The following is a 22311-nucleotide window of genomic DNA, read 5'->3' on the forward strand; positions in this document are numbered from 1 at the left end:
ATGTTAAATAAAAACTATTTCCCCGGTATTTGATAAAATCAAAATGATATGAATCTTATCGAGATATAAAATGAAAGATAAAGTCATGGATATATTAAAATATGTTTGGAATCCACAATTTAACTTAAATAACAAATATGAATGTCAGCATCTACATGATATGGCTAACTTTATTTTAGATACATTACATGATGATCAACGTGAAGTGAAAATTAGTGAGTTCCTGAAAAGAAATTCAATAGAAAAATATCAAGGTGACATATCTCCAGATAAGTCTGATTCAGTGACATCTCTAATTTTAGGTTGGGCAAATCCATTAAAAATGACAGGAAATATAGCCACTCCAGATAAATCAAATTTTTCACTGTATTCTGATCAAGAATTACCAACTAATTTTAGCTATCCGCAGCGCTTTATAAATATTAGCCAAAATAAAAATATCATTGATGTAGGAAATTGGGGTTTTATTGATGCGAGAATGGAATCAGGAGCTCTAGCATTCGAATTCAGGAAAAAAGAGGGTTTTAATTTAGTACCATTTGCACGTCTATTAGATTGGGCTGCATATTTTGATGGTGATGATATTAATGGTGATCCATCAATTTTTGTTTTTGACTTAGGTGATATGCCACATCATATAAAATTTAAAAACTTTGAAGATTGGTTAGACAAAGCTCCTAGTTTTTAATTTTCCTAAAATTAACATAATACACGTTATACGAAATGCTATTTTTTATTCTATATAAATCAAAATCTTATTGTGTAGTAAAAAGCCCAAGTACGGATACTTGGGCTTTTTTAATAATTTATCATGTTCCATGCTTATTATTTAATCACTGTTCCATGCTTTTAATGAGGCAAACTCAAAAAAAGAATCTTACTTGCCCAAAATCATTTCCAGCACAAACTTGGAACCAATAAAACCAATCGCCAATAGCATAAAACCAATGAGGGTAAAGCGAATGGCTTTCTGACCGCGCCAGCCAAACTGGTAATGGCCAATTAACAGGAAGCCATAAACAAACCAAGAAATAATACTAAACGCCGTTTTATGCGCCAAATGCTGGGCAAAGAAGTCTTCAATGGTAAAGAAACCAAAACCAAGCGCTAAAGTCAGCAAGGTAAAACCGGTAATGATTAAATCAAACAGCAATGATTCCATGGCCTGAAACGACGGCAATAAATTGACCCAGAGTCTTTTGGTTTTATTCTTTAATTCACGGTTCTGAAACCACAAAATCACGGCCTGAATGGTCGCCATCAGCAGAACCGCATAGGCCGATAAAGACAAAATAATATGAATGTCTAAACCTAAGGAATGCTGCTCAATCACCTGATTGGATTTGCTTAAGGCAAAACCTAAAATCAGGCCGGTTGCAGCAACCGGAATGCCGAGTAAATTCAGCGCCAAAATAGGACGGAAGGTACTGAACAGCAGGCTGAGCAGCAGCATCAGACCGGAGGTAAATGACATTAACACAAAAACATCATAGTTAATGCCGGAAGGGGTCAGCATATCGCTACACAGAACACCGCCGTGCAACAACAACCCTAAACCGAGAACAAGCCCTAAAAACCAATGGTTTGGATCACGTTTTGACATTAAGTGAATAAACAGATACCAGAAGGATGAGGTATAAGCGACTAATGCTAAGATCGTGTAAACCAGGGGCAGGCTAATCATGTCAAACCTTTTTCAGGATGATGAATATTCATTTATATAAATTCGATGCGAACTACAGTATCCTATAGCATTCTATGCATAAATTTTCTATTTTAAGAAACAATTTTTTGCTCACGGCTATTTTAAGCGGAATTTGCAATGTTTGATACCTTAACAGAACGACTCACGCAGAGTTTAAGAAATGTTACTGGCTCAGGGCAGCTAACCGAAGACAATATTAAAGATACGTTACGTGAAGTGCGTATGGCACTTCTTGAAGCCGATGTGGCGTTACCTGTAACTCGTGAGTTCATCGCGAAAGTTAAGGAAGAGGCATTGGGCCAAGAAGTGATGACTCAGTTATCACCGGGCCAGGCGTTCGTCAAAATTGTACATGACGAACTGACCAAAATGATGGGCGAGGCCAATGAAAGCCTTGATCTTGCAGCCAAACCCCCTGTAGTTGTCCTGCTTGCAGGTTTGCAAGGTGCGGGTAAAACCACCACGGCGGCAAAACTTGCGCGTTTCCTGCAAGAGCGTCAAAAGAAAAAAGTGGCCATGGTTTCTGCCGACGTTTACCGTCCAGCGGCAATCAAGCAGCTGCAAACGGTAGCAGGTGAAGTAGGCGCGATTTTCTTTGAATCCAGCGCAGACGAAAAACCGATTACCATTGCCAACCGTGCAATTGAACAGGCAAAAATCCAGTTCGCTGATGTCTTGATTGTCGATACCGCAGGTCGTCTGCACGTCGATGACGAAATGATGGACGAAATTAAAGAGCTCCACGCTGCCATCAAGCCAACTGAAACCCTGTTCGTGGTCGATGCCATGACCGGTCAGGATGCGGCAAATACAGCTAAAGCCTTTAATGATGCCTTGCCTTTAACGGGTGTGATCCTGACCAAAACCGATGGTGATGCACGCGGTGGTGCAGCACTTTCGGTACGTGCGATTACCGGCAAGCCAATCAAGTTCCTGGGTATGGGTGAAAAACTGGATGCGCTTGAGCCATTCCATCCTGAGCGTATCGCACAGCGTATCCTCGGCATGGGTGACGTGCTTTCTTTGGTCGAAGAAGTTGAACGCAAGATCGACAAAGAAAAAGCCGAAAAAATGGCGAAAAAATTGCAAAAAGGCGGCAGCTTCAACTTTGAAGACATGCTGATGCAATTTGAGCAAATGAATAAAATGGGTGGCATGATGGGATTCCTGGATAAGCTTCCAGGCATGAGCAACTCGGGTATTCAAGACGCAATTGCGCAGGCAAACCCTGAAAAGCAAGTGAAAAAGATGGAAGCGATTATCCAGTCGATGACCATTAAAGAGCGCCGTAACCCGGACCTGATGAACCCGAGCCGTAAAAAACGTATTGCTGCCGGTTGCGGTATGGATGTTGCTGAAGTGAATAAACTGATCAAGCAACATGCGCAAATGGCGAAAATGATGAAGAAGTTTGCCAATCCGTCAGGTATGGCAAAAATGATGCGTTCATTGGGCAATATGCAAAAACAGTTCGGTGGCGGCGGTATGGGGCCACTCTTCGGTAATAAAGATCAGAAATAAGATGGAGCCTTGAGGTTCGATCAGAAAAAGGCGCGTAATGCGCCTTTTTTATTGCCTTTTTTCTATGCTAAAAACACTTTGAAAAATCTAGCCACTTTTGTGACGAACAGGCTGGATTTTTTGAATCTAAGCGGCATATCATAATAAAATAATTCCAAAAATATGACTTGATAAGCACTTTTAAATAAGAAGAAAGCCTATGTCACAATTAAAAAAGAAAGTTTATATCGTTCATGGTGATCAGTCATCTGCCAATGATCACTGGTTTCCTTGGCTCAGTCAGCAAATCCAGCATTCAGGACATCTGGCAAGACGGCTGACCTTGCCCGATCCGAGTGCGCCCAATTTTCAGAACTGGCAAGCTGCAATACAGCTGCAAATACCCCGTTTAGATCCGGAAAGCATTATTGTCGCGCATGGTTTAGGTTGTCTTGCAAGTCTGCATTTTTTAACCCAGGCACTGAGCCAGACCCAGATTAGAGGGCTGATTCTAGTGGCTGGCTTTAAGGATAAACTCACTGCATTGCCTGAACTGGACGGTTTTATCCGTCAGGCAAAATTAGACATGGCCATTTTGCAAAAACAGATTGCAACCCGCTTTTTACTGTTTTCCTGCAATGACCCTTATGTGTCACCACCCAAAGCCGTGTTACTCGGGCATTACATTAATGCCCAGATGCAGGAGGTAAACCATGCCGGGCATTTTATGCGCAGCGATGGTTTTGATGAATTTAACCAGGTCTGGGATGTGCTGAAACCCTTGCTGCATCATTCATCTAGCCAGAGTCTGTTGTAATCTGTTAGCAAGTAATGGCTTAAATTGCCGAATAAATATTTTCAGTGATGCATTTTTTATAAAAACACCAACAAATGAATCACTTCATTCCGGCTGAGCCTATTGCACACTAGAGCGACTAGCTGCAATGGAACCCCAACAATGGCTCAAGTGATTGTCATACATGGCTATACTGCCAGCCCGGAAGAAAACTGGTATCCCTGGTTGCAACGGCTTGCTGCTGAACAGCATTTTAGTGTGAACATTTTGCGTCTGGATCCATCAACACATCCCCGGCTGTCAGTCTGGGAATCGCAGATAGAACAGCAGGCGGGTCGTCTGGATGAAAACAGTATTGTGATTGCGCATAGCTTGGGGACTATTGCGGCAATGCATTATTTATCCAAACATTTAATTCATCAGCGCATTCAACAGCTGGTTTTGATTGCCGGTTTTAATGGGCGTCTGGGACGTCTGAATGAAGTGAACCCGTTTATTGATGCTGCGCGGATTGATTTTGAATTGCTAAAACGCCAGATTGAGCATCGCGTGGTGATTTATTCGCAAGGGGATGAGCATGTACCGCCCAAGTGCAGTATTCAACAGGCTGAAAGCCTGGATGCCGAACTGATTGCAGCCAAGCATCAGGGGCATTTTATCGATTCTGAAGGCTGTAGTGAACTGCCCGAAGTCTGGCAGGTCATTCAGCCTTATCTTATTTCTGAAAATCAGGCCTCGGCCAAGGAATAGATATAATTTTGCAGGCCTTTCAGCAGCAGATCCGGCTCGATAACAGGCTGATACTGGGCAAGATATTTGGCAAATAGCGAAGCATCGCCCCCGGTTAAAATCAGTTGGCTGGGGTATTTTTGCAGGACCTTTTCAATGGTGCTGACCAGACTGAGCAGAATGCCGTGATGAACGGCATCGATGGTATTGCGACCCGGGCTAAGCTCATCAAATGTTGCGTCGGGAATCTTGATGCCTTTGGTATTTTGAATCAGGGAATCACGCTGTAAATACAGATTGGGCAGGATATAACCGCCCAAGTGTTGCAGGCCATCGGTCAGGTCAATGGTCAGCGCAGTTCCACAACTGATCACACAGTATTTTTGCGCTGGATTATTCACCACCGCCAGCATTTGCAGCCAGCGGTCTATCCCGAACTTGCTGGTATCTTCATAAGCACAGCGCAGGCCGGCATATTCGGCATGCACTTTGGCAAAAGTGACAGGCACATTTAAAAACTTGAGAATTTTCTGGATGCGTTCATTATTTTTTTTGTCCTGAACGGAAGATACCCCGACTTGCTGTAAATCCAGATTTTTAAAATGCAGGATTAAGCCCAATAGCAGTTCGGCAGGAGATTGCAGATGCAATTCTGCCGCATGTTCAACAATCTGGTCGTTTTCAGTAATCCAGTATTTGAGTCGGGTATTGCCGATATCCAGCCATAAATTCTTCATTGCATTTCTCTAAAGAGAGGTGTCCAGGCAGCGTAAGCGCCCTTGATAAAACTGTTTTAAACCGTCAGAGGTTTCAATAGTGACCGAACCATCATCCTGAATGCCCAGGAAGATTCCTGAACATACTCCCGAAAGGTGCTCAAATTCAACGGCCTGATCTTTAAAAGCCGCATAATGATTAAAGCGTGCAGCGAGGTTATAGCAGTCATGATCAAACCATGCGCTGGCTTGCTGGATGGCCATAAACAGTTCTGCAATCAGCTGAATACGTGAAATATCCTGTAATCCTAATTCACGCAGTGAGGTCGCATGCTGGTCAATCTGGGCTTTGGGAACAGGCTCAAGATTAATCCCGACCCCGACAATAAACTGATGCGGTGAAATCGGTTCAACCAGAATGCCGCCCCATTTACCTTGGCAACTATACAGGTCGTTTGGCCATTTCACTTGCAAATCTAAATCTTGCAAACTCGGCATTTGTAAAATATTCAGTGCAATTTCAAGCGCAAGCCGGCCATCAATGGCTGTTCGCGTATTCAGCAATGTGCTTAAATAGATGTTGCCTTCAGGGGATACCCACTGTCGTTGGCGCTGTCCACGACCTTGAGTTTGTCGGGTACTGCAAACCAGAACACTCTGTACGCCTTTTAATGCAATTTCACGTACATCGTCATTGGTCGATGTGGTGACGGGTTTGAGTAGCAAAATTTCAGGAAGCTGATGGGCATCATCCAGGATTTTTTGCAGCTGTCGGGTCTCTAAATCCATTTAAATCTAAGTAACTGTGGAATGTGAATAATGGAGTTAATCATATATTTATTGATTGGTGCAATGGCGGGTTTTGCTGCTGGACTGTTTGGGGTGGGTGGCGGCCTGATTATTGTTCCCATTCTTTATATCGTATTTACCCAGTTACATTATGATCCTTCGGTGATTATGCATCTGGCCGTAGGCACGTCGCTGGCCACCATTATTGTGACTTCCATCAGCTCGGTCACAGCGCACCATAAAAGAGGCGCGGTGATGTGGGATGTATTTCGTAACTTGGCACCCGGACTGGCTTTAGGGGCATTTTTAGGGGCAGGGATTGCGGATTATCTGTCGGGTCAGGGTTTGCAATTGCTGATCGGTTTTTTTGCCCTTTGGGTGGCTTACACCATGTTTAATGGCGCAAGCAAAGCGGTGGACCCGAGTCATCATTTACCTTCCCGAGCCATGCAAATCCTGGCCGGAGGCGGAATCGGGGTCGCCTCTGCCATATTCGGTATTGGCGGTGGCAGTCTGACCGTACCGTATTTAAGCCGTCATGGCGTGGTGATCCAGAAAGCGGTGGCCACCTCAGCCGCAGGCGGCTTGCCGATTGCCATTGCCGGTGCTTTGGGCTTTATGTGGTTTGGTTCCAATACTGAGGCTGAAATACCGCATAGCATTGGCTATGTGCATATCTATGCCTTTATTGGGATTAGTGTCATGAGCTTCATGACGGCGAAGCTAGGCGCAAAAGTGGCGCATAAGTTATCGCCAGCCATGCTGAAAAGATGTTTTGCCTGCCTGTTGGCAACTGTCGGTTCGTATTTTATTTATCAAGGTTTTTCGACCTTTTTTTAATTTAGAAAAAACGATATAAAAGAGATGAGAAGGTGTGCTATGGTTTTTTACATACACACCGGAATATCACTTATTCTGTTGTTTTGGGAAATGAAAGGATTAAAACTGAATTTATTTTTGTATTTTAAATGAATTACTTATGAGGGAGAATAGGGCTAAAGACAGAAGCTGAAAGGGGATAGACGCTTGTATTCGATCCGCTTATCACAACCTGATATTGGCTTTTACGACTTGAAAATTGTCTGACAATGTCATATTTTTTGTAATTAAAATCAAGTAAAAAAGCAAGTAACAATCAGGATTTATTCAAAAGTTTTTTTGATTGCATCTTATAAAAACAAGATAGGAACAGTATGCAAGAACAAGAAAAGGACAGTTTGTCCGAGCAGATTGCCAGGCATATTAGTGAGCAAATCATTCGCGGTGAACTGGTTGAGGGAGAGCGCATTCAGGAATTGCGCATTTCATCTGAACTGGATGTCAGCCGTGGTTCGGTACGTGAAGCATTACTGTTGCTGGAGCGTACGCAGCTGATCGAAATCTATCCCCGCCGTGGGGCGATTGTTTCGGAAATGTCTGCCCAGCAGGTACGTGCCCTGTTTGAGATGTGTGCATTGCTCTGTGGCCAAATCGTGCAACGCATGGCCGAAACCTGGCGTCCGCATGAAGCCGAAAGAATTCAGACATTGCTTGAGCAGTTGCATGAAGAAACCCGTCACGGTCATACTGAAAAATTTTATGATCTAATCTTTCAGGGCTTGTCACGCCAGCACGAAATGGTCGGCAATCCTTACTTGATGAAAGTCTATCAGGAACTGTTACCTTCACTGCGCCGCAGCTATTTTTTAACCTTAAATATCTCACACCGTGAACTGCAGGAATCATTTGAGTTGTTCAAGTTGGTGACTGATGCAGTTTTGATCCGAAAATCACAACAAGCTACTTTATTTATGGATGATTTTTGTCGACACTTGCGCAACCTTGTGTTGGAATCTCTGACACGGATGAAACAAATCGAACTTGCATGGGCAAGACGTTCACGACGTTGATCAGGACATTATGCGTTTAAGCAGCTTAAAACTTTCCGGCTTTAAATCTTTTGCCGATAGTACCACTTTACATTTCAAGGCAAATCGTACCGCTGTGGTTGGACCTAACGGTTGTGGTAAATCCAATGTGATTGATGCCATACGTTGGGTCATGGGGGAATCCAGTGCACGCCAGCTGCGTGGCGGCAGCATGCAGGATGTGATTTTTACCGGAACTGCAAAACGAAAACCTGTCGGTGTAGCGAGTGTCGAACTGCGTTTTGATAATACCTATGGCAAGCTCGGTGGCGCTTACAATGCCTATAATGAGCTGGTGGTGCGTCGTCAGGTCAACCGTGATGGCAAGTCCGAATATTTTTTAAATGGCACCAAATGCCGTCGTCGTGACATTACCGATATTTTCCTGGGAACCGGTCTGGGTCCGCGTTCCTACGCGATTATTGAACAGGGCATGATTAACCGTCTGGTGGATGCCAAACCTGAAGAAATGCGGGTGTTTATTGAGGAAGCGGCCGGAGTTTCGCGTTATCAGGCACGCCGTCGTGAAACCCTGTTGCATCTGGATCACACCACACAGAATTTATCCCGTCTGGAAGATATTGCCGCGGAACTGAAATCCCAGCTGAAAACCCTGAAACGTCAATCCGAAACTGCCATTCAATATAAAGAACTGGAAACCCGGATTCGCACCATCAAAGTGGAAGTGCTGTCGTTCCAATGTGAACAAAGCAGCCGCTTACAGCAAGAATATACGGTGCAGATGAATGAACTGGGCGAAACCTTCAAGCTGGTGCGTTCCGAACTCACTACCCTGGAACATGACCTGACCGCGACCAGTGAGTTATTCCAGCGCCTGATTCAGCAGTCCACGCCGTTGCAAAATGAATGGCAACTGGCAGAAAAGAAACTGTCTGAACTGAAAGTGACACTGGAACAGAAGCAGTCCTTGTTCCAGCAGAATACGACAACTTTGAGTCAGCTGGAACAGCAAAAACTACAGACCAAAGAACGGCTGCAACTGATTGAATTACAAATTGAAACTTTGCAAGCCCAGCATGAACAGCAGGCTGAACAATTACAGCAGCAAGAAAGCCAGGGACAGGACCAGAGCCAAAGTCTGGGGGATTTGAAGGCGCAGCAGCAACAGGTGCAACAGCAATTTGAACTGGTCAAAGCCCAGGTTGAAAAACAGCAGCAGCAAAAAATGCAGATGCTGGCGCAAAGTGAGCAGCTCGCTAAAAATATTGCCCGGATTGAACAGCAAAAGCAGACCCTGCAACAGCAAGCCGCACAAATCCAAAATCAGGACCAGCTGGAGGATATTGAACAGCTAGAAAGTGAAAAAGTTCAACTTTCTCAGCAGATTGAACAGCTGGAACAAGCCATTCAAATGCAGAAACAGACATTAGAGTTGGCACAGACCCAGTATGCGCAGCAGAAAAATGATGTTGCGACCTTAAAGTCTGCGATTCAGGTGTTGCAGTCGGAACAGAAAAACCTCCATCAGTTGCTGATCAAGAACAGCCCTAAAGTCCAGAACAATGCCGTGCAGTTGATGCAGGTGTTGAAGCTCAAGGATCAGGCCAAAGAGCATGCCAATCTGATTGAAAAGTTTTTGGCAAAATGGCTCTCTGCACAAGTACTGGATGCCAATGCAGATTTCACGGAAAGTATTGCCCGCCAGTTGAAGGTTCAGTTTGCACAAGGGCAGATTCAACTGGCCGGTTTGCCTTGTCTGGCCGAATGGATTGAATCGCCGCAGCATTCCATCTGGCAGCAGGTGGCCGTTGCGGACCATCTTCATCAGGCTTTGGCGTTACAGTCGCAATTGGGCGTTGGTCAGTCCATCTTGACGCTGGATGGTTATCAGGTGGCTCAGGACTGGGTGATCGGTCTGTTTTACGATGAAGCCAGTCAGGCAGGACAAGGGGCACTGAGTCATCGTATCCGTTTGGAAGAAATTGAAACAGCATTGGCACAGCAGTTGCCACAGCTTGAAATTGCGGAACAGCAATTGCCGGAACTGGTTAAACAGATTCAAACGCTGCAAAAAAACATTCAAGATCAGCAAGACCAGTTAAAGCTGCAGCAAAAAGCATTGCAGCAGCTGGATGTCAACATGGCCAAAGTACAAAGTACGGCTCAGGCTTTTTCGCTTCAGAAACAGCAACTGGCCAGTCAGCTTCAACAGCTGGATGAGCAGCTGGAAGAAGATGCCATGCAGAAAGATGATCTGGAAATTGACCTGCATGCCTTAAACCTGAAACTGGAACAGGCTTTACCGAATTATAAAACCCTGCAATTCCAGGTCGAGGAACTGACCGAGCAGCTGGAAAACACCCAGCACACCTGGCAGCAGGCGCAACAGGAATTGGAGCTGCTACGTCGTCAGGTCACGCAAACCCGGCAGCAAATTGAATTGCTGGAAAAAGATGCTTCATTCTCAAAAGCACAGTATCAGCAGATTATTGCGCAAATGGAACAGGCGAAAAAGTTTGTCGATCCGGTGCAACTGGAACTGCCAGCGCTGCAATCGCAATTCAACGAGCAGGCGCAAATGACCGAAAAGTTGCAAAAGACCTGGAATGAATGGCAGGTTGAGCTGAACAGTGTTCAGGAAAAACAGCAGCACCTGACCGAACAGCGTCATCAGCACCAGCAGCAAGACGAGAAATTGCGTGGCCAGCTAGAAGAGAAGCGTCTGGCCTGGCAAGTGGCCAAATCGGACTTTCAGCATTATTCAGAGCAATTGGCTGCATTGAATAGCGAGGTGATTGGCGGCCTGAATATTGATCTGGTTGCCCATCAAACACAGCTGGAACAGGCACAGCAGCGCTTTGAAAAACTGGGTGCGGTCAATCTGGCAGCTTCTGAAGAATATGAGGAAGTCTCCAAACGCTTTGAAGAACTGAGTCATCAGATTGAAGACCTGGAAAAAACGGTCGATCAATTACAAGGCGCCATGAAGAGTATTGATCAGGAAACCCGCAAGTTATTCATGACCACCTTTGACCAGGTCAATCATGAACTGCAAGAACTGTTCCCTAAAGTATTTAATGGCGGAGAAGCCAGTTTAAGCCTTGAAGATGACTGGCAATCGGGTGTAAAACTAATGGCGCGCCCACCGGGTAAACGTAACAGTTCTCTGGCGTTACTCTCAGGGGGTGAAAAAGCATTAACGGCATTGGCATTGGTGTTTGCCATCTTCCGTTTAAATCCGGCACCGTTCTGTGTACTGGATGAGGTCGATGCACCTTTGGACGATGCCAACGTGGGTCGGTTTTGTAACCTGGTAAAAGAACTTTCTGAACAGGTGCAATTCATTTACATTACCCATAATAAAGTTGCAATGACGATGGCAACCGATTTGTTAGGTGTTACCATGCCAGAACCGGGCACCTCAAAATTAGTCACTGTCGATTTGGAACAGGCAAAAGAATACGGTTTAGTTGCGGAGTCATAGTATGGAAGTCACTACGATTGTTGGCATAGTTATCGCCATCATCATTATGCTATTCGGTTTAAGATTATTGTTTAAAAAACCTGGGGATGCAGCACCGTCACTAGATTCGGAACTTCATGTCAATTCTGACAGCCAGCAACCGGTCATTCCGCGTCATGTGCGTGATCAATTACAAAGTGCAAAAGAAGCCGAACGTGTTGAACCGACTTTAACTGAAACGGCGGCTGAGCAGTTTTCAGCTGCTCAGCAGGTAGAAGTGCAAGCAGAAAAGGCTGAAAGCGCTCAGGCTGAACAGGCAGCAGCACCCGCTCAGGCGGAGCTAAAAGCCGATGTTACGGCAGTAGAAGAGGAAAAATCGGCAGCCAGCCCAGAGCCGGCACAGCAGGGTGAAGATAAAAAAGCGGATGAATTCAACCTGAACAGCAGCATTGAAAAAGCTGAAATTTCAGACTTTGACGATGAAAGCAGCATTCTGGATGAGCATTTGCATGAACAGCAACGCGTGGATGAAGCCAGTGCCTTGTCGACCGCAGCCGAATTTATTGCCCTGAATATCTATCCGGAACGTCGGGTGCTTTCCGGGGAAAAAACCTTAAAAGTGTTGCTGAAATATGGCTTGCGTTTTGGTGAAATGGCCTGTTTCCATCGTTATAGTGAAGATGGCAGCAAGTTACTGTTCTCGGTATTGCAGATTACCGACGAAGGTGCAGCCGGTTTTGACCTGGAAACCCTGTCGACTGAACAGGTAAAAGGTTTGGCCTTCTTCCTGGCACTGCCACACAGCGATGTGCAAAATGCCTTCGATACCATGGACAGCATTTCACGCCTGATTGCCCGTGAAATTGACGGCACCGTGTATGACCAGAACAATCAGGAATTTACGCCGCAATTACGTGAACAATGGCGTCATTTCGCAATTGATTACCGTGCAGGTCAAAGCGCAGAAGTTTAGTTTGAAACTGAGTGACCCGATTTCTATAATAGCGGGTAGATCAAATAGTTATGAAGGGCGGAAATAGACCGCCCTTTTTTATGGTGTAGATATGACCGAAAATTCCACTATCAAAGCGCAAATGCGTCAATTGATTCAAATTTTAGCCAAGCATAACCATGCCTATTATGTAATGGATCAACCCAGCATTGAAGATAGTGAATATGATCAACTCTTTCATCAGCTCAAGGCTTTAGAAGAACAATATCCTGAATATGTGCAGGCGGATACGCCAACCAGTAAAGTTGGTGGTAAGGCACTCACAAAATTTGCCAGCGTGACCCATGCCGTACCGATGCTGTCATTGGGCAATGTCTTTAACCAGGAAGAACTGTTTGCCTTTGCGCGCCGCATTGAAGAGCGTTTACCAAACCAGAAAATTCAGTACGATGTCGAACTGAAGTTTGATGGCCTGGCCATTTCCCTATGGTATGAAAATGGTGTACTGGTGCGTGGGGTTACCCGTGGTGACGGCGAAACCGGTGAGGATATTACCCATAATGTCAAGACCATCCGTAACTTGCCGAAAGTTTTAAGCTCTGAACAGGCTCAGGTGCCGACGCTGCTTGAAGTGCGGGGTGAAGTGCTGATTCCTAAAGCGGGTTTTGAAAAACTGAATGCCGAAAATGAGGCCAAAGGCGAAAAGACCTTTGCCAACCCGCGTAATGCAGCAGCAGGCAGTCTGCGCCAGCTCGATCCAAATGTTGCAGCCTCACGGCCACTGGCCTTTTATGCCTATGGTATAGCGCAGTGCGAACCGTATCATGGCCAGACCACCATGTATGCCAGTCTGGAATGGTTAACCCAGTTTGGTTTTACCATCGGGGAAAGCCATTTTATTTGTGACACGATTCAGGACGTACAAAAAGCCTATGAAAAAATCAATGCAGAACGTGCCGATTTAAGTGTTGAAATTGATGGGCTGGTGATCAAGGTCGATGACTTAAAACAGCAAAGACAGCTCGGGTTTTTGAGCCGTGAACCCCGTTGGGCAACTGCCTATAAATTCCCGGCGGTGGCGGCTTTAACCACGGTAGAAAATATTGACTGGCAAGTGGGGCGTACCGGAACCCTAACCCCGGTTGCACGTTTAAACCCTGTCGCGGTCGGTGGGGTCACAGTGTCCAATGTCACCCTGCATAATATTGGCGAAATCCACCGTTTAGATGTCCGAATTGGCGATACCGTCAGCGTATACCGTAGCGGTGACGTGATTCCGAAAGTGGAAAAAGTCTGGCCGGAATTCCGCCCGGATGAGGCAGTAGAGGTTCATTTACCGGAAAATTGTCCTGTTTGTGATTCGCCGGTGGTGATGCCTGAAGGCGAGGCATTGGCACGCTGCTCTGGCGGTTTGTACTGTGCAGCCCAGCGAATTGAAGCCATTCGCCACTTTGTTTCGCGTAAGGCTATGGATATTGAAGGTCTGGGCGATCGCTGGGTGGAATGTTTACTCCATCTCGACCTGCTCAAAAATGTGGCGGATATTTACTGTTTGCACGAACATCGTGAACAGCTTTTAAACATTGATAAAATGGGTGAAAAATCGGTACAAAACCTGTTTGATGCAATTGAAAACAGCAAGAAAACCACACTGGCTTCCTTCATTTATGCCTTGGGGATTCGTGGCGTGGGAGAAACCACTGCACGTATGCTGGCCAATACTTTCCAGACTTTTGAAGCACTGCAAAATGCCGATATTGAAGCCTTGAAAAAAACGCCGGATGTTGGGGAGATTACCGCTGAATGGATTATCGATTTCTTTCAGGCGCCGCATAATCTGGAAGTGGTCAAGCGTTTGCTCGAAGCGGGAATTCACTGGGATGCTCCAGTCGCCCCGACACGTCAGCCACTAAATGGCGAAAGCTGGGTGGTGACGGGTACGCTCAGTAGTATGGGACGGGATGAGGCAACACAGTTACTCCAGGCCTTAGGCGCACGCGTCAGCGGCAGTGTATCCAGTAAAACCAAATGTGTCGTTGCTGGTGAGAAAGCCGGTTCCAAGCTGGATAAGGCAGAAAAACTCGGTGTCGCTGTGATCAACGAAGAGCAGTTTATTGCTTTGATGAAAGAGCATGGTCAACTTCCTGCTTAATCGATCTTAAGCATGAATTAAAAAAGACATCCTCGGATGTCTTTTTTATGGCTTGATTGGGTTGGGATCGTCATGATGAGCTGAATTCACGTACAATATCGATCTATTGACAGGTATTGAGCCTGTCTTATCAGATGATTCTGTTCTCCCGTTGATTATTGGCATACACATGGCGCAAGCAAAGAAAACTTTTCCGCAACAAAAATCGCAATTACATGCACGAAATCTGCATCGCAGTCGTTACGATTTTCCTCAGTTAATGCAGACTTGTCCGGAACTTGCACCTTTTGTTAGCCCAAATAAATATAACGATCTTTCAGTCGATTTTTCTGATCCACAGGCTGTGAAAATGCTCAATAAAGCATTGCTGAAACATTTTTATGGCATTCAATATTGGGATATTCCTCAAGATTTTCTTTGTCCGCCTATTCCGGGTAGAGCTGACTATATCCACTATTTGGCTGACTTGTTGAGTGCCAATAATAAAGGTCAGATTCCAACAGGGCATGCCGTTCAAGTGTTGGATATTGGGGTGGGAGCAAACTGTATTTACCCGATCATTGGTCATCGTAGCTATGGTTGGAAATTTGTCGGCTCAGACATTCATTCTACATCCTTTAAAAGTGCTCAATTCATTGTGGAGGCGAATCCAAATTTGCGTAAAGGGATTCAGATTCGATTGCAGAAGAACTCAAGCAATATTTTCAAAGGTGTGATTAAACCCACAGATCATTTTGATTTGACGATGTGTAACCCTCCATTTCATGCCTCGCAAGATGAAGCAAATGCCACAGCAACTCAAAAATTAAGAAAACTTGGCAAGCCGGTTGATCGGACGAAGCTGGTGTTAAACTTTGGCGGGCAAAAGAACGAATTATGGTGTGAGGGTGGCGAAGAACGATTTGTTTGCCAGATGGTACAAGAAAGTACACAGTTTGCTGAGCAATGCCTTTGGTTTAGTACACTGGTTTCTAAGAAAACAACGTTGCCAATGCTCTTAAATACCTTGCGTAAGAGCGGAGCAGTGGATGTGAAAACCATTAAAATGACGCAGGGGCAAAAAGAGAGTCGTTTTGTCGCTTGGACTTTTCTAGATGCAAAGCAACAGCAGGCGTGGAAAAATGCGCGTTGGACTTCTGCTTAGCTTGTTTTTAGGCAGAAATAGTGAGCTTGTGGGCGCATAAGTCGGTGTAGTAGCTCAAATTTAATCTGACAGACACAATAAAAAATTGGGTAACTGTCAGATCAGGTTTGAGCTAGTACAATTAAGGAATATATTTTTTCACGACCCCATCATCCAGTAATTGCTGGAAATGCTCTACCAGGCTGGTCTCAATGTTGCGATATTGCATCCCCAGGTCTTGCTTGCTCTTCTGGGCATTAAAATAGATGGGATAGCCCATATTCAGTTCAACAAATGACTTGGAAAAACCAGCCAAAGGTCCAAACAGTTTAAAAGCTGCTTTCGGCAGCAGATTGCGTGGGAAAGGGAACTTGGCACCAAAGTTGCGACGTAAAATTTTCCCCATTTCCAATAGGCTTAGCGTACCGCCACTAATAATATAGCGACCTTTGGCATCAGGATTGAACGCTGCCTGAACATGCGCATCGGCGACATCACGGACATCAACGATCCCATTCCACATAGGCGGTACACCGAACAAGGTCATGCCGTTAGCAAACTGCTGTAGCACTTCGACACTGCCTGACTGGGTATTTGGCGTGAGCGATGGACCGAGAACCAGCGCCGGGTTAAGGCATACCAGTTCCCAGCGTTGCTGTGCTTTTTGCATCTCCCATGCTTTACGTTCTGCCATAACCTTGGAATAGGGATACGGTTGATGTGTTTCGGAACTGGTGGTATTCCAATGCGACTCATCAAACTCATTCTTTGCAGTGTGCTGAATGTCAATAGCATCGCCATAAGTGGCAGCAATACTTGAGGTTACAATCACACGTTTAACCGATTCGGTTTTATTGACGCTGTTCAGTACATTTCCAGTGCCTAAAATCGCAGGTTCAATAATGTCTTTGACTGCATCTTTAAAATTGTTCACCACAAAAGGCGATGCCATATGCAGCACGATTTCACAGCCTTGCATGGCTGCATCGAATGAATGGGGCTCAAGGAGATTGGCTTTAAAAAGTTTAAGTGTACCGGTAGTTTCAGCGGCAATTTTCTCTAAATGGGCAAAACTTGGCTTTTTGTTCAGGTTGCGGACAGTAGCATGGACAGTATGGCCTTGCTCCAGTAAATTTTTAATGACCCAACTGGCAATGTAGCCTGTCGCACCTGTTACAAGAATGGGTGCAGTCTGTTGTGGATTCGTCATGAGTTAAACCATTGTTGTTTTTAAATTTGCGTATATCTTAGAGTGAAATCTCAGGCCTGTCTTTGACTGATTGATGCTGACTTTAGCTAAAATGTGTATGTAATGATGCTTTCTTTCCCGTTGATCGATACTCGAGGAGTTAATGGGCTTAAACAGCAAGTACAAGGTGCTGAACGACGCTCAGCCCAGACAGGAATCAGGGATAAGGTCATTTATCGGCTAAGAAAATAAGAACCATATGTAAGCGTTACAAATCTTAAAAATATACTTTTACTGTTTAAATTGGCCTTTGTGAAATTGCTTTAATTCTGCAAAGGTTTATTTTTTATATGGAAAATATTGTTAAATGAACTGCAAATGCGTATGTTTCTCATTTTAATTTTATAAAAATCATAAACTTACATAATTTTTATTTTGCATTGATGCCCGGTTTTGTCCATAATGTCAGAAAAAGAGTATGGAGTATTTGAAATGCGTGGCAATCCAGAGGTCGTAGACTATCTAAATATGTTGATTGGTGGCGAACTGGCAGCTCGTGATCAATATCTTATTCATTCTCGTATGTATGAAGATTGGGGTTTAAGCAAGATTTTTGAACGGATCGACCATGAAATGCAGGAAGAAGCTGCTCATGCCGATGCGCTTATTCGCCGTGTATTGTTTTTAGAAGGTACACCGAATATGAACCGTGATGACATCGAAACCGGTGAAGATGTGGTCAGCTGTTTAAAAGCGGATTTAAAACTTGAATATCATGTACGTGAAAAATTGGCACAAGGCGTGAAATTGTGCGAAGAAAAAGGCGATTACGTGAGCCGTGATATGCTTCGTCAGCAAATGTCGGATACTGAAGAAGATCATACTTACTGGCTGGAAAAACAGATTCGTCTGATTGAATTGATTGGTTTGCAAAACTATATTCAATCGCAAATGTAAGTCTAAATGCTCAAATATAGAGCCTGACCTGAGTCGGGCTTTTTTATTTTTTAAATTTATGATTGAGATGGTAGAAAGACAGACTATTGAGAAAATTTCCGGATATCCGCCAAGACCTGAGCAGCATGGGTTTGCGTATTCACACTATTGTAGTGATAAACAATGCTGCCTTGAGGATCGATCAAAAAGCTTTCCCGTTTGGCTATTTGAGTAATGCCCAGATTACGCACAATGCCCAATTGATTCGATAACTGGTGCTTGTGGTCTGCCAATATCGGAAAAGGTAAGGCTAATTTTTCTGAAAATTTTTGATGGGATTTCACATCATCCAGACTCACCCCCAAAACCACGGCATTGCTTTTTAAAAATTGTGGATAGAGTGCCTTAAACTGATTGGCTTCCTGGGTACAGCCGGGAGAGTTGTCTTTAGGATAGAAATATAACACCACCCATTTGCCTTTATACTGGCTCAAGGAATGCCATTGAGCATTTTGATCCTGCAATTTAAATGCAGGTGCCGCTTTTCCGACCCATTGTTTATGGGTATTTTCTGATTTTAAAAAAATAGATTCTTCTGCTGCATGTGCATGTATTGTTGTATTAAAACAGAGCAAACAACCAAGCGTAAGTAAAACGCTGCTTAATTTTTTTGATTCATTCATATCGTATATTTTTTAGAATGGATAAGAAGATGTATCGATCTTAACAAAATTTAAAATGTAGGGAAGAGTAGAAATGATGGGTATTTATTTTAATTGCTGCCATGATCAAGGGTTTATTGATTAAATGTAATAAAAATAAAAACTTATGGATATTTATACAGGGTTGATCAAGTTGCAACCGGATGTTTTAAAGTAACTTCCTATACAGTTTAAGGGGAATCGGAAAAAGATGATTCCTGTATGGTTATAGGGAGATGCATAAAATGCTGATCGGGGTGGAGGGTTGCATTTCGCCTGTAATAGCGGAGGCTAAATGAATTTTGAAATGCTGCTGTGTGAATTGAAAGAGAGGTTTTATACTGTTCAAATAATTTAGTTTTTTTAGAGCTTACCTTGAATCAACGTATTTTACTCATCACGGGCTGGGGCGGTGGAACCCAACTGCTTGATCCATTAAAGCAGGCTTTGGCAGCGCAAGGACATGAGGTTGAACTTTGCAACATCTTTAATGCTTTAGATGAACAGGCTCTACAGCAAAAAGTGGAACTGGCGCGTCAGTTTGATGTGATTGCCGGCTGGTCTTTGGGAGGACAGTTGGCTACAGTGCTGGCCGACCAGGTTCAAAAGCTGGATGGACAGGAAAAAGTATTGATTACTTTGGGCTCCAATCCCTGTTTCGTTGCGAATGATACCTGGCCAATGGCAATGGATCAGTCGACATTTCAGCAGTTCAAACAGTCATTTGAGCAGGATGCTATTTCCACCTTAAAAAAATTTGGCTATATGGTGTGTCAAGGCACAGCAACCACCAAAGCTGACTTCATCACTTTACAAAGTTTGATTCAGGCTCAATCGATTGAAACTTTAAGACAAGGACTATTTTGCCTTGAGTATTTAAATAATGTTGATATCTTGAGGGATTACCCAGGTCATCAATATCATGTCTTTGCAAAACAGGACTTTTTAGTTAGTTACAAAGTTCAAAGAAATTTTCAGAAATTCAATGCAAAGTTTTTGGAAACAGAGCTGATTAGCGGGTCACATGGCTTTCCCTTATTTGAAGCTGAACTGATAACTGGCAAAATCTGCCAATTTTTAAAGAAAATAGAACAAACAAACGGATAACTGGTTTATCTCGCAATTTATTTTTGGTTCATGCAGGTTTAAGATCATGAAAAATTGATTTTCAAGCATCTGAATGGAGTATTGGATGACCGAGTTAACCGACCTGGACTTTGATCTTGCGCATATCTGGCATCCTTATACCTCCATGACCGATCCATTGCCGACCTTTAAGGTAAAACAGGCGCATGGTGCCATCATCGAGCTGGAAGATAGACGGCAACTGATTGATGGCATGTCTTCCTGGTGGTGTGCCATTCATGGCTATAATCATCCTGAACTGAATCAGGCCGTGACGGATCAATTGCACAAGATGTCGCATATCATGTTTGGTGGTTTGACCCATGATCCGGCGATTGAACTTGGCAGACTGTTATTAAAAATTACTCCACCTAGTCTGGACAAAATTTTCTATGCTGACTCTGGATCGGTTGCGGTAGAAGTGGCATTAAAAATGGCGGTGCAGTTTTGGACTGCACAAGGCCAAAGTCAGAAAACCAATTTTGTTACGCCGCGTTCTGGCTATCATGGTGATACCTGGAATGCCATGTCGGTTTGCGATCCGGTCACTGGCATGCATCAGATTTTTGGTTCCAGCCTGCCAAATCGGTTCTTTGTGGCAGCGCCACAAATTGGCTTTGATGATGAATGGAATCAGGATGATATTGCAGAACTGGAACAGGTTTTAAAACAGCATCATTCCAGCATTGCCGCTTTAATTCTGGAACCGATTGTGCAGGGTGCGGGCGGGATGCGTTTTTATCATCCTGAATATTTGCGTCAGGCCAAATTGCTGTGTGAACAATATAAGGTGCTGCTGATTTTTGATGAAATTGCCACGGGTTTTGGCCGCACCGGAAAATTGTTTGCGTGGGAGCATGCCGGCGTTGAGCCGGATATCATGTGCATCGGCAAGGGCTTGACTGGAGGCTATATGACGCTTTCGGCTACCCTCACCAGCAAGCGCGTGGCTGAAACCATTAGTCGGGGCGAGGCAGGGGTATTTATGCATGGTCCCACCTTTATGGCCAATCCGCTGGCCTGTGCGGTGGCTGTGAAAAGTACCGAGGTTTTATTGGCCCAAGACTGGCAAGCCAATATCCAGCGCATCGAGAAACAGTTACAACAACATCTGCAATCCCTCTTAGAGCTGGATTATGTGCAGGATGTGCGGGTGCTGGGTGCGATTGGTGTGGTAGAGCTGACATTTAATGTGGATATGAAAAGCCTGCAACAACAGTTTGTTAAGCGGGGCATCTGGATACGTCCATTCGGCAAGCTGGTCTATGTGATGCCGCCGTATGTGATTACTGAACAGCAATTGAATACCTTGCTGGAACAATTGGTAAATGTGGTGGAGCTGATGCAGGAGGTATCCGCATGAAATTGTTAAATGACCAGCTGTCAAATGCCCCTTTGTTAAATAGTCCTTTGTTAAATGATTATGCAAGCAAGCTGGATGAACTCAGACAGCAGGGCAATCTGCGGCAATTTACCTCCAATGTCCAGCAAGGCCGAATGATTGAAATCCAGGGTCAGCAGATGCTTAACCTGTCCTCCAATGATTATTTGGGATTGGCAGCGGATCTGCAGCTGCGTGAGCAATTTTTTGACGAAACACCGAATGAACTTCGGATCATGAGTTCATCTTCTTCAAGACTGTTAACCGGAAACTTTCCTGAATATGAGCAGCTGGAAGCCAGTTTAAGTCAGGCTTTTCATGGTCGTGCTGCGCTGTTATTTAACAGTGGTTATCACATGAATATCGGGATTCTGCCCGCTTTAAGCGACAGTAAGACCCTGATTCTGGCCGACAAACTGGTGCATGCCAGCATGATTGACGGTATCCGTTTATCTTCTGCAAAATATGTGCGTTATCGGCACAATGACCTGAATCATCTGCAACAGCTTTTACAGCAATATCATACAGATGAGGCTTTTGAGCGCATTATTGTGGTCACGGAATCCATTTTCAGCATGGATGGCGACGAAACCGATCTGGCTGAACTGGTGCGCATCAAACAGCAATTTTCTAAGGTGATGCTGTATGTCGATGAAGCGCATGCCATTGGCGTGCGAGGTGAGCAAGGCTTGGGCTGTGCAGAACAATATGCGGTGATTGATCAGATTGACCTGCTGGTGGGGACTTTCGGGAAAGCCCTGGCATCGGTCGGAGGATATCTGATTTGCCATCCCATCATCCGGGAATATCTGATCAACTCTATGCGTCCACTGATTTTCAGTACCGCGCAGCCACCCCTGTGTATGGCGTGGACCCATTTTATTTTCCAGAAAGTTTTAGGCTTGCAACAGCAACGTCAGCATCTGCAACAGATCAGTCAAAATCTGCAACAGTCGGTACAGGCCAAAGGTTTTGACTGTCCTTCGACTTCACATATTGTGCCGGTGATTATTGGCGAGTCGCAAAAGACCGTGGAAAAAGCCCGGCAGCTACAACAGGCCGGATTTTATATCATGCCGGTGCGTCCACCTACAGTACCGAAACACAGTTCAAGATTGCGTATTTCACTGACGTCTCAAGTCCATCAGGCTGACCTTGAGCAGCTGGTGGCGTTGCTGTGAGTTGT

The 22311-nt window shown here is 44.6% G+C and carries 19 protein-coding genes; 14 read left to right on the top strand and 5 right to left on the bottom strand.

The window, feature by feature from the left end; genetic code table 11:
* Nucleotides 1-70: 70 nt before the first annotated feature.
* Nucleotides 71-688, top strand: a complete 618-nt coding sequence (locus H4I94_RS10635; RefSeq protein ID WP_261183087.1) for a hypothetical protein — start codon at nucleotides 71-73, stop codon at nucleotides 686-688.
* Nucleotides 689-877: 189 nt separating this feature from the next.
* Here the strand turns inward: H4I94_RS10635 and H4I94_RS10640 are convergent, their stop codons facing one another.
* Nucleotides 878-1684 (bottom strand): inner membrane protein YpjD, encoded by an 807-nt coding sequence (locus H4I94_RS10640; protein WP_131273701.1) that lies wholly within the window; start codon nucleotides 1682-1684, stop codon nucleotides 878-880.
* A gap of 138 nt (nucleotides 1685-1822) precedes the next feature.
* On the opposite strand from H4I94_RS10640, the gene ffh reads away from it, so the two are divergent.
* From ffh to H4I94_RS10655, 3 genes are all read left to right on the top strand, one after another.
* Entirely contained in the window at nucleotides 1823-3226 is a 1404-nt protein-coding gene (gene ffh / locus H4I94_RS10645; protein ID WP_131273700.1) for a signal recognition particle protein, read from the top strand.
* 199 nt (nucleotides 3227-3425) lie between these two features.
* The gene (locus H4I94_RS10650) at nucleotides 3426-4022 is read left to right on the top strand and encodes an RBBP9/YdeN family alpha/beta hydrolase (protein WP_261183088.1); all 597 of its coding nucleotides are present in this window, start codon (nucleotides 3426-3428) and stop codon (nucleotides 4020-4022) included.
* Between the two features lie 141 nt (nucleotides 4023-4163).
* Nucleotides 4164-4751, top strand: coding sequence for an RBBP9/YdeN family alpha/beta hydrolase (locus H4I94_RS10655; RefSeq protein ID WP_131273698.1), 588 nt, complete (start codon nucleotides 4164-4166; stop codon nucleotides 4749-4751).
* Here H4I94_RS10655 and H4I94_RS10660 read toward each other — a convergent pair.
* Both H4I94_RS10660 and H4I94_RS10665 read right to left on the bottom strand, forming a co-directional pair.
* Nucleotides 4730-5467: a type III pantothenate kinase gene (locus H4I94_RS10660; protein WP_131273697.1), complete on the bottom strand. Its 738-nt coding sequence runs from the start codon at nucleotides 5465-5467 to the stop codon at nucleotides 4730-4732. The genes H4I94_RS10655 and H4I94_RS10660 overlap by 22 nt on opposite strands.
* Before the next feature lie 9 nt (nucleotides 5468-5476).
* The gene (locus H4I94_RS10665; RefSeq protein ID WP_131273696.1) at nucleotides 5477-6235 is read right to left on the bottom strand and encodes a biotin--[acetyl-CoA-carboxylase] ligase; all 759 of its coding nucleotides are present in this window, start codon (nucleotides 6233-6235) and stop codon (nucleotides 5477-5479) included.
* A 30-nt stretch (nucleotides 6236-6265) separates the two neighbouring features.
* Between H4I94_RS10665 and H4I94_RS10670 the strand changes: the two genes are divergently transcribed.
* From H4I94_RS10670 to rlmF, 6 genes are all read left to right on the top strand, one after another.
* The gene (locus H4I94_RS10670; protein WP_092818886.1) at nucleotides 6266-7075 is read left to right on the top strand and encodes a sulfite exporter TauE/SafE family protein; all 810 of its coding nucleotides are present in this window, start codon (nucleotides 6266-6268) and stop codon (nucleotides 7073-7075) included.
* A 353-nt stretch (nucleotides 7076-7428) separates the two neighbouring features.
* Nucleotides 7429-8124, top strand: a complete 696-nt coding sequence (locus H4I94_RS10675; RefSeq protein ID WP_131273694.1) for a GntR family transcriptional regulator — start codon at nucleotides 7429-7431, stop codon at nucleotides 8122-8124.
* A 10-nt stretch (nucleotides 8125-8134) separates the two neighbouring features.
* Nucleotides 8135-11587, top strand: coding sequence for a chromosome segregation protein SMC (gene smc / locus H4I94_RS10680; RefSeq protein WP_261183125.1), 3453 nt, complete (start codon nucleotides 8135-8137; stop codon nucleotides 11585-11587).
* 1 nt (nucleotide 11588) lies between these two features.
* Nucleotides 11589-12539: a cell division protein ZipA C-terminal FtsZ-binding domain-containing protein gene (locus tag H4I94_RS10685; RefSeq protein WP_261183090.1), complete on the top strand. Its 951-nt coding sequence runs from the start codon at nucleotides 11589-11591 to the stop codon at nucleotides 12537-12539.
* Between the two features lie 91 nt (nucleotides 12540-12630).
* Nucleotides 12631-14670, top strand: a complete 2040-nt coding sequence (gene ligA, locus H4I94_RS10690; protein ID WP_261183092.1) for an NAD-dependent DNA ligase LigA — start codon at nucleotides 12631-12633, stop codon at nucleotides 14668-14670.
* Nucleotides 14671-14839: 169 nt separating this feature from the next.
* Entirely contained in the window at nucleotides 14840-15814 is a 975-nt protein-coding gene (rlmF, locus tag H4I94_RS10695) for a 23S rRNA (adenine(1618)-N(6))-methyltransferase RlmF (protein ID WP_261183093.1), read from the top strand.
* 121 nt (nucleotides 15815-15935) lie between these two features.
* Here rlmF and H4I94_RS10700 read toward each other — a convergent pair whose 3' ends face one another.
* Nucleotides 15936-17003 carry an SDR family oxidoreductase gene (locus H4I94_RS10700; RefSeq protein ID WP_261183095.1) on the bottom strand — a complete coding sequence of 356 codons (1068 nt, stop codon included), beginning with the start codon at nucleotides 17001-17003 and terminating at the stop codon, nucleotides 15936-15938.
* A gap of 471 nt (nucleotides 17004-17474) precedes the next feature.
* Here H4I94_RS10700 and bfr point away from each other — a divergent pair, with 471 nt between their 5' ends.
* Nucleotides 17475-17939 carry a bacterioferritin gene (bfr, locus tag H4I94_RS10705; protein ID WP_092818879.1) on the top strand — a complete coding sequence of 155 codons (465 nt, stop codon included), beginning with the start codon at nucleotides 17475-17477 and terminating at the stop codon, nucleotides 17937-17939.
* Nucleotides 17940-18022: 83 nt separating this feature from the next.
* Here bfr and H4I94_RS10710 read toward each other — a convergent pair whose 3' ends face one another.
* Nucleotides 18023-18601, bottom strand: a complete 579-nt coding sequence (locus H4I94_RS10710) for a peroxiredoxin (RefSeq protein ID WP_092818878.1) — start codon at nucleotides 18599-18601, stop codon at nucleotides 18023-18025.
* A 393-nt stretch (nucleotides 18602-18994) separates the two neighbouring features.
* On the opposite strand from H4I94_RS10710, the gene H4I94_RS10715 reads away from it, so the two are divergent.
* From H4I94_RS10715 to H4I94_RS10725, 3 genes are all read left to right on the top strand, one after another.
* The gene (locus tag H4I94_RS10715) at nucleotides 18995-19726 is read left to right on the top strand and encodes a hydrolase (protein WP_131273689.1); all 732 of its coding nucleotides are present in this window, start codon (nucleotides 18995-18997) and stop codon (nucleotides 19724-19726) included.
* Between the two features lie 85 nt (nucleotides 19727-19811).
* Nucleotides 19812-21107 carry an adenosylmethionine--8-amino-7-oxononanoate transaminase gene (bioA, locus tag H4I94_RS10720; protein ID WP_261183096.1) on the top strand — a complete coding sequence of 432 codons (1296 nt, stop codon included), beginning with the start codon at nucleotides 19812-19814 and terminating at the stop codon, nucleotides 21105-21107.
* The gene (locus tag H4I94_RS10725) at nucleotides 21104-22306 is read left to right on the top strand and encodes an 8-amino-7-oxononanoate synthase (RefSeq protein WP_261183097.1); all 1203 of its coding nucleotides are present in this window, start codon (nucleotides 21104-21106) and stop codon (nucleotides 22304-22306) included. Before bioA ends, H4I94_RS10725 begins: the two co-directional genes overlap by 4 nt.
* The last annotated feature ends 5 nt before the right edge of the window (nucleotides 22307-22311 follow it).

The organism is Acinetobacter sp. T_3_1 (assembly GCF_025377055.1).
In the GTDB taxonomy this organism is placed as follows: Bacteria; Pseudomonadota; Gammaproteobacteria; order Pseudomonadales; family Moraxellaceae; genus Acinetobacter; species Acinetobacter kookii.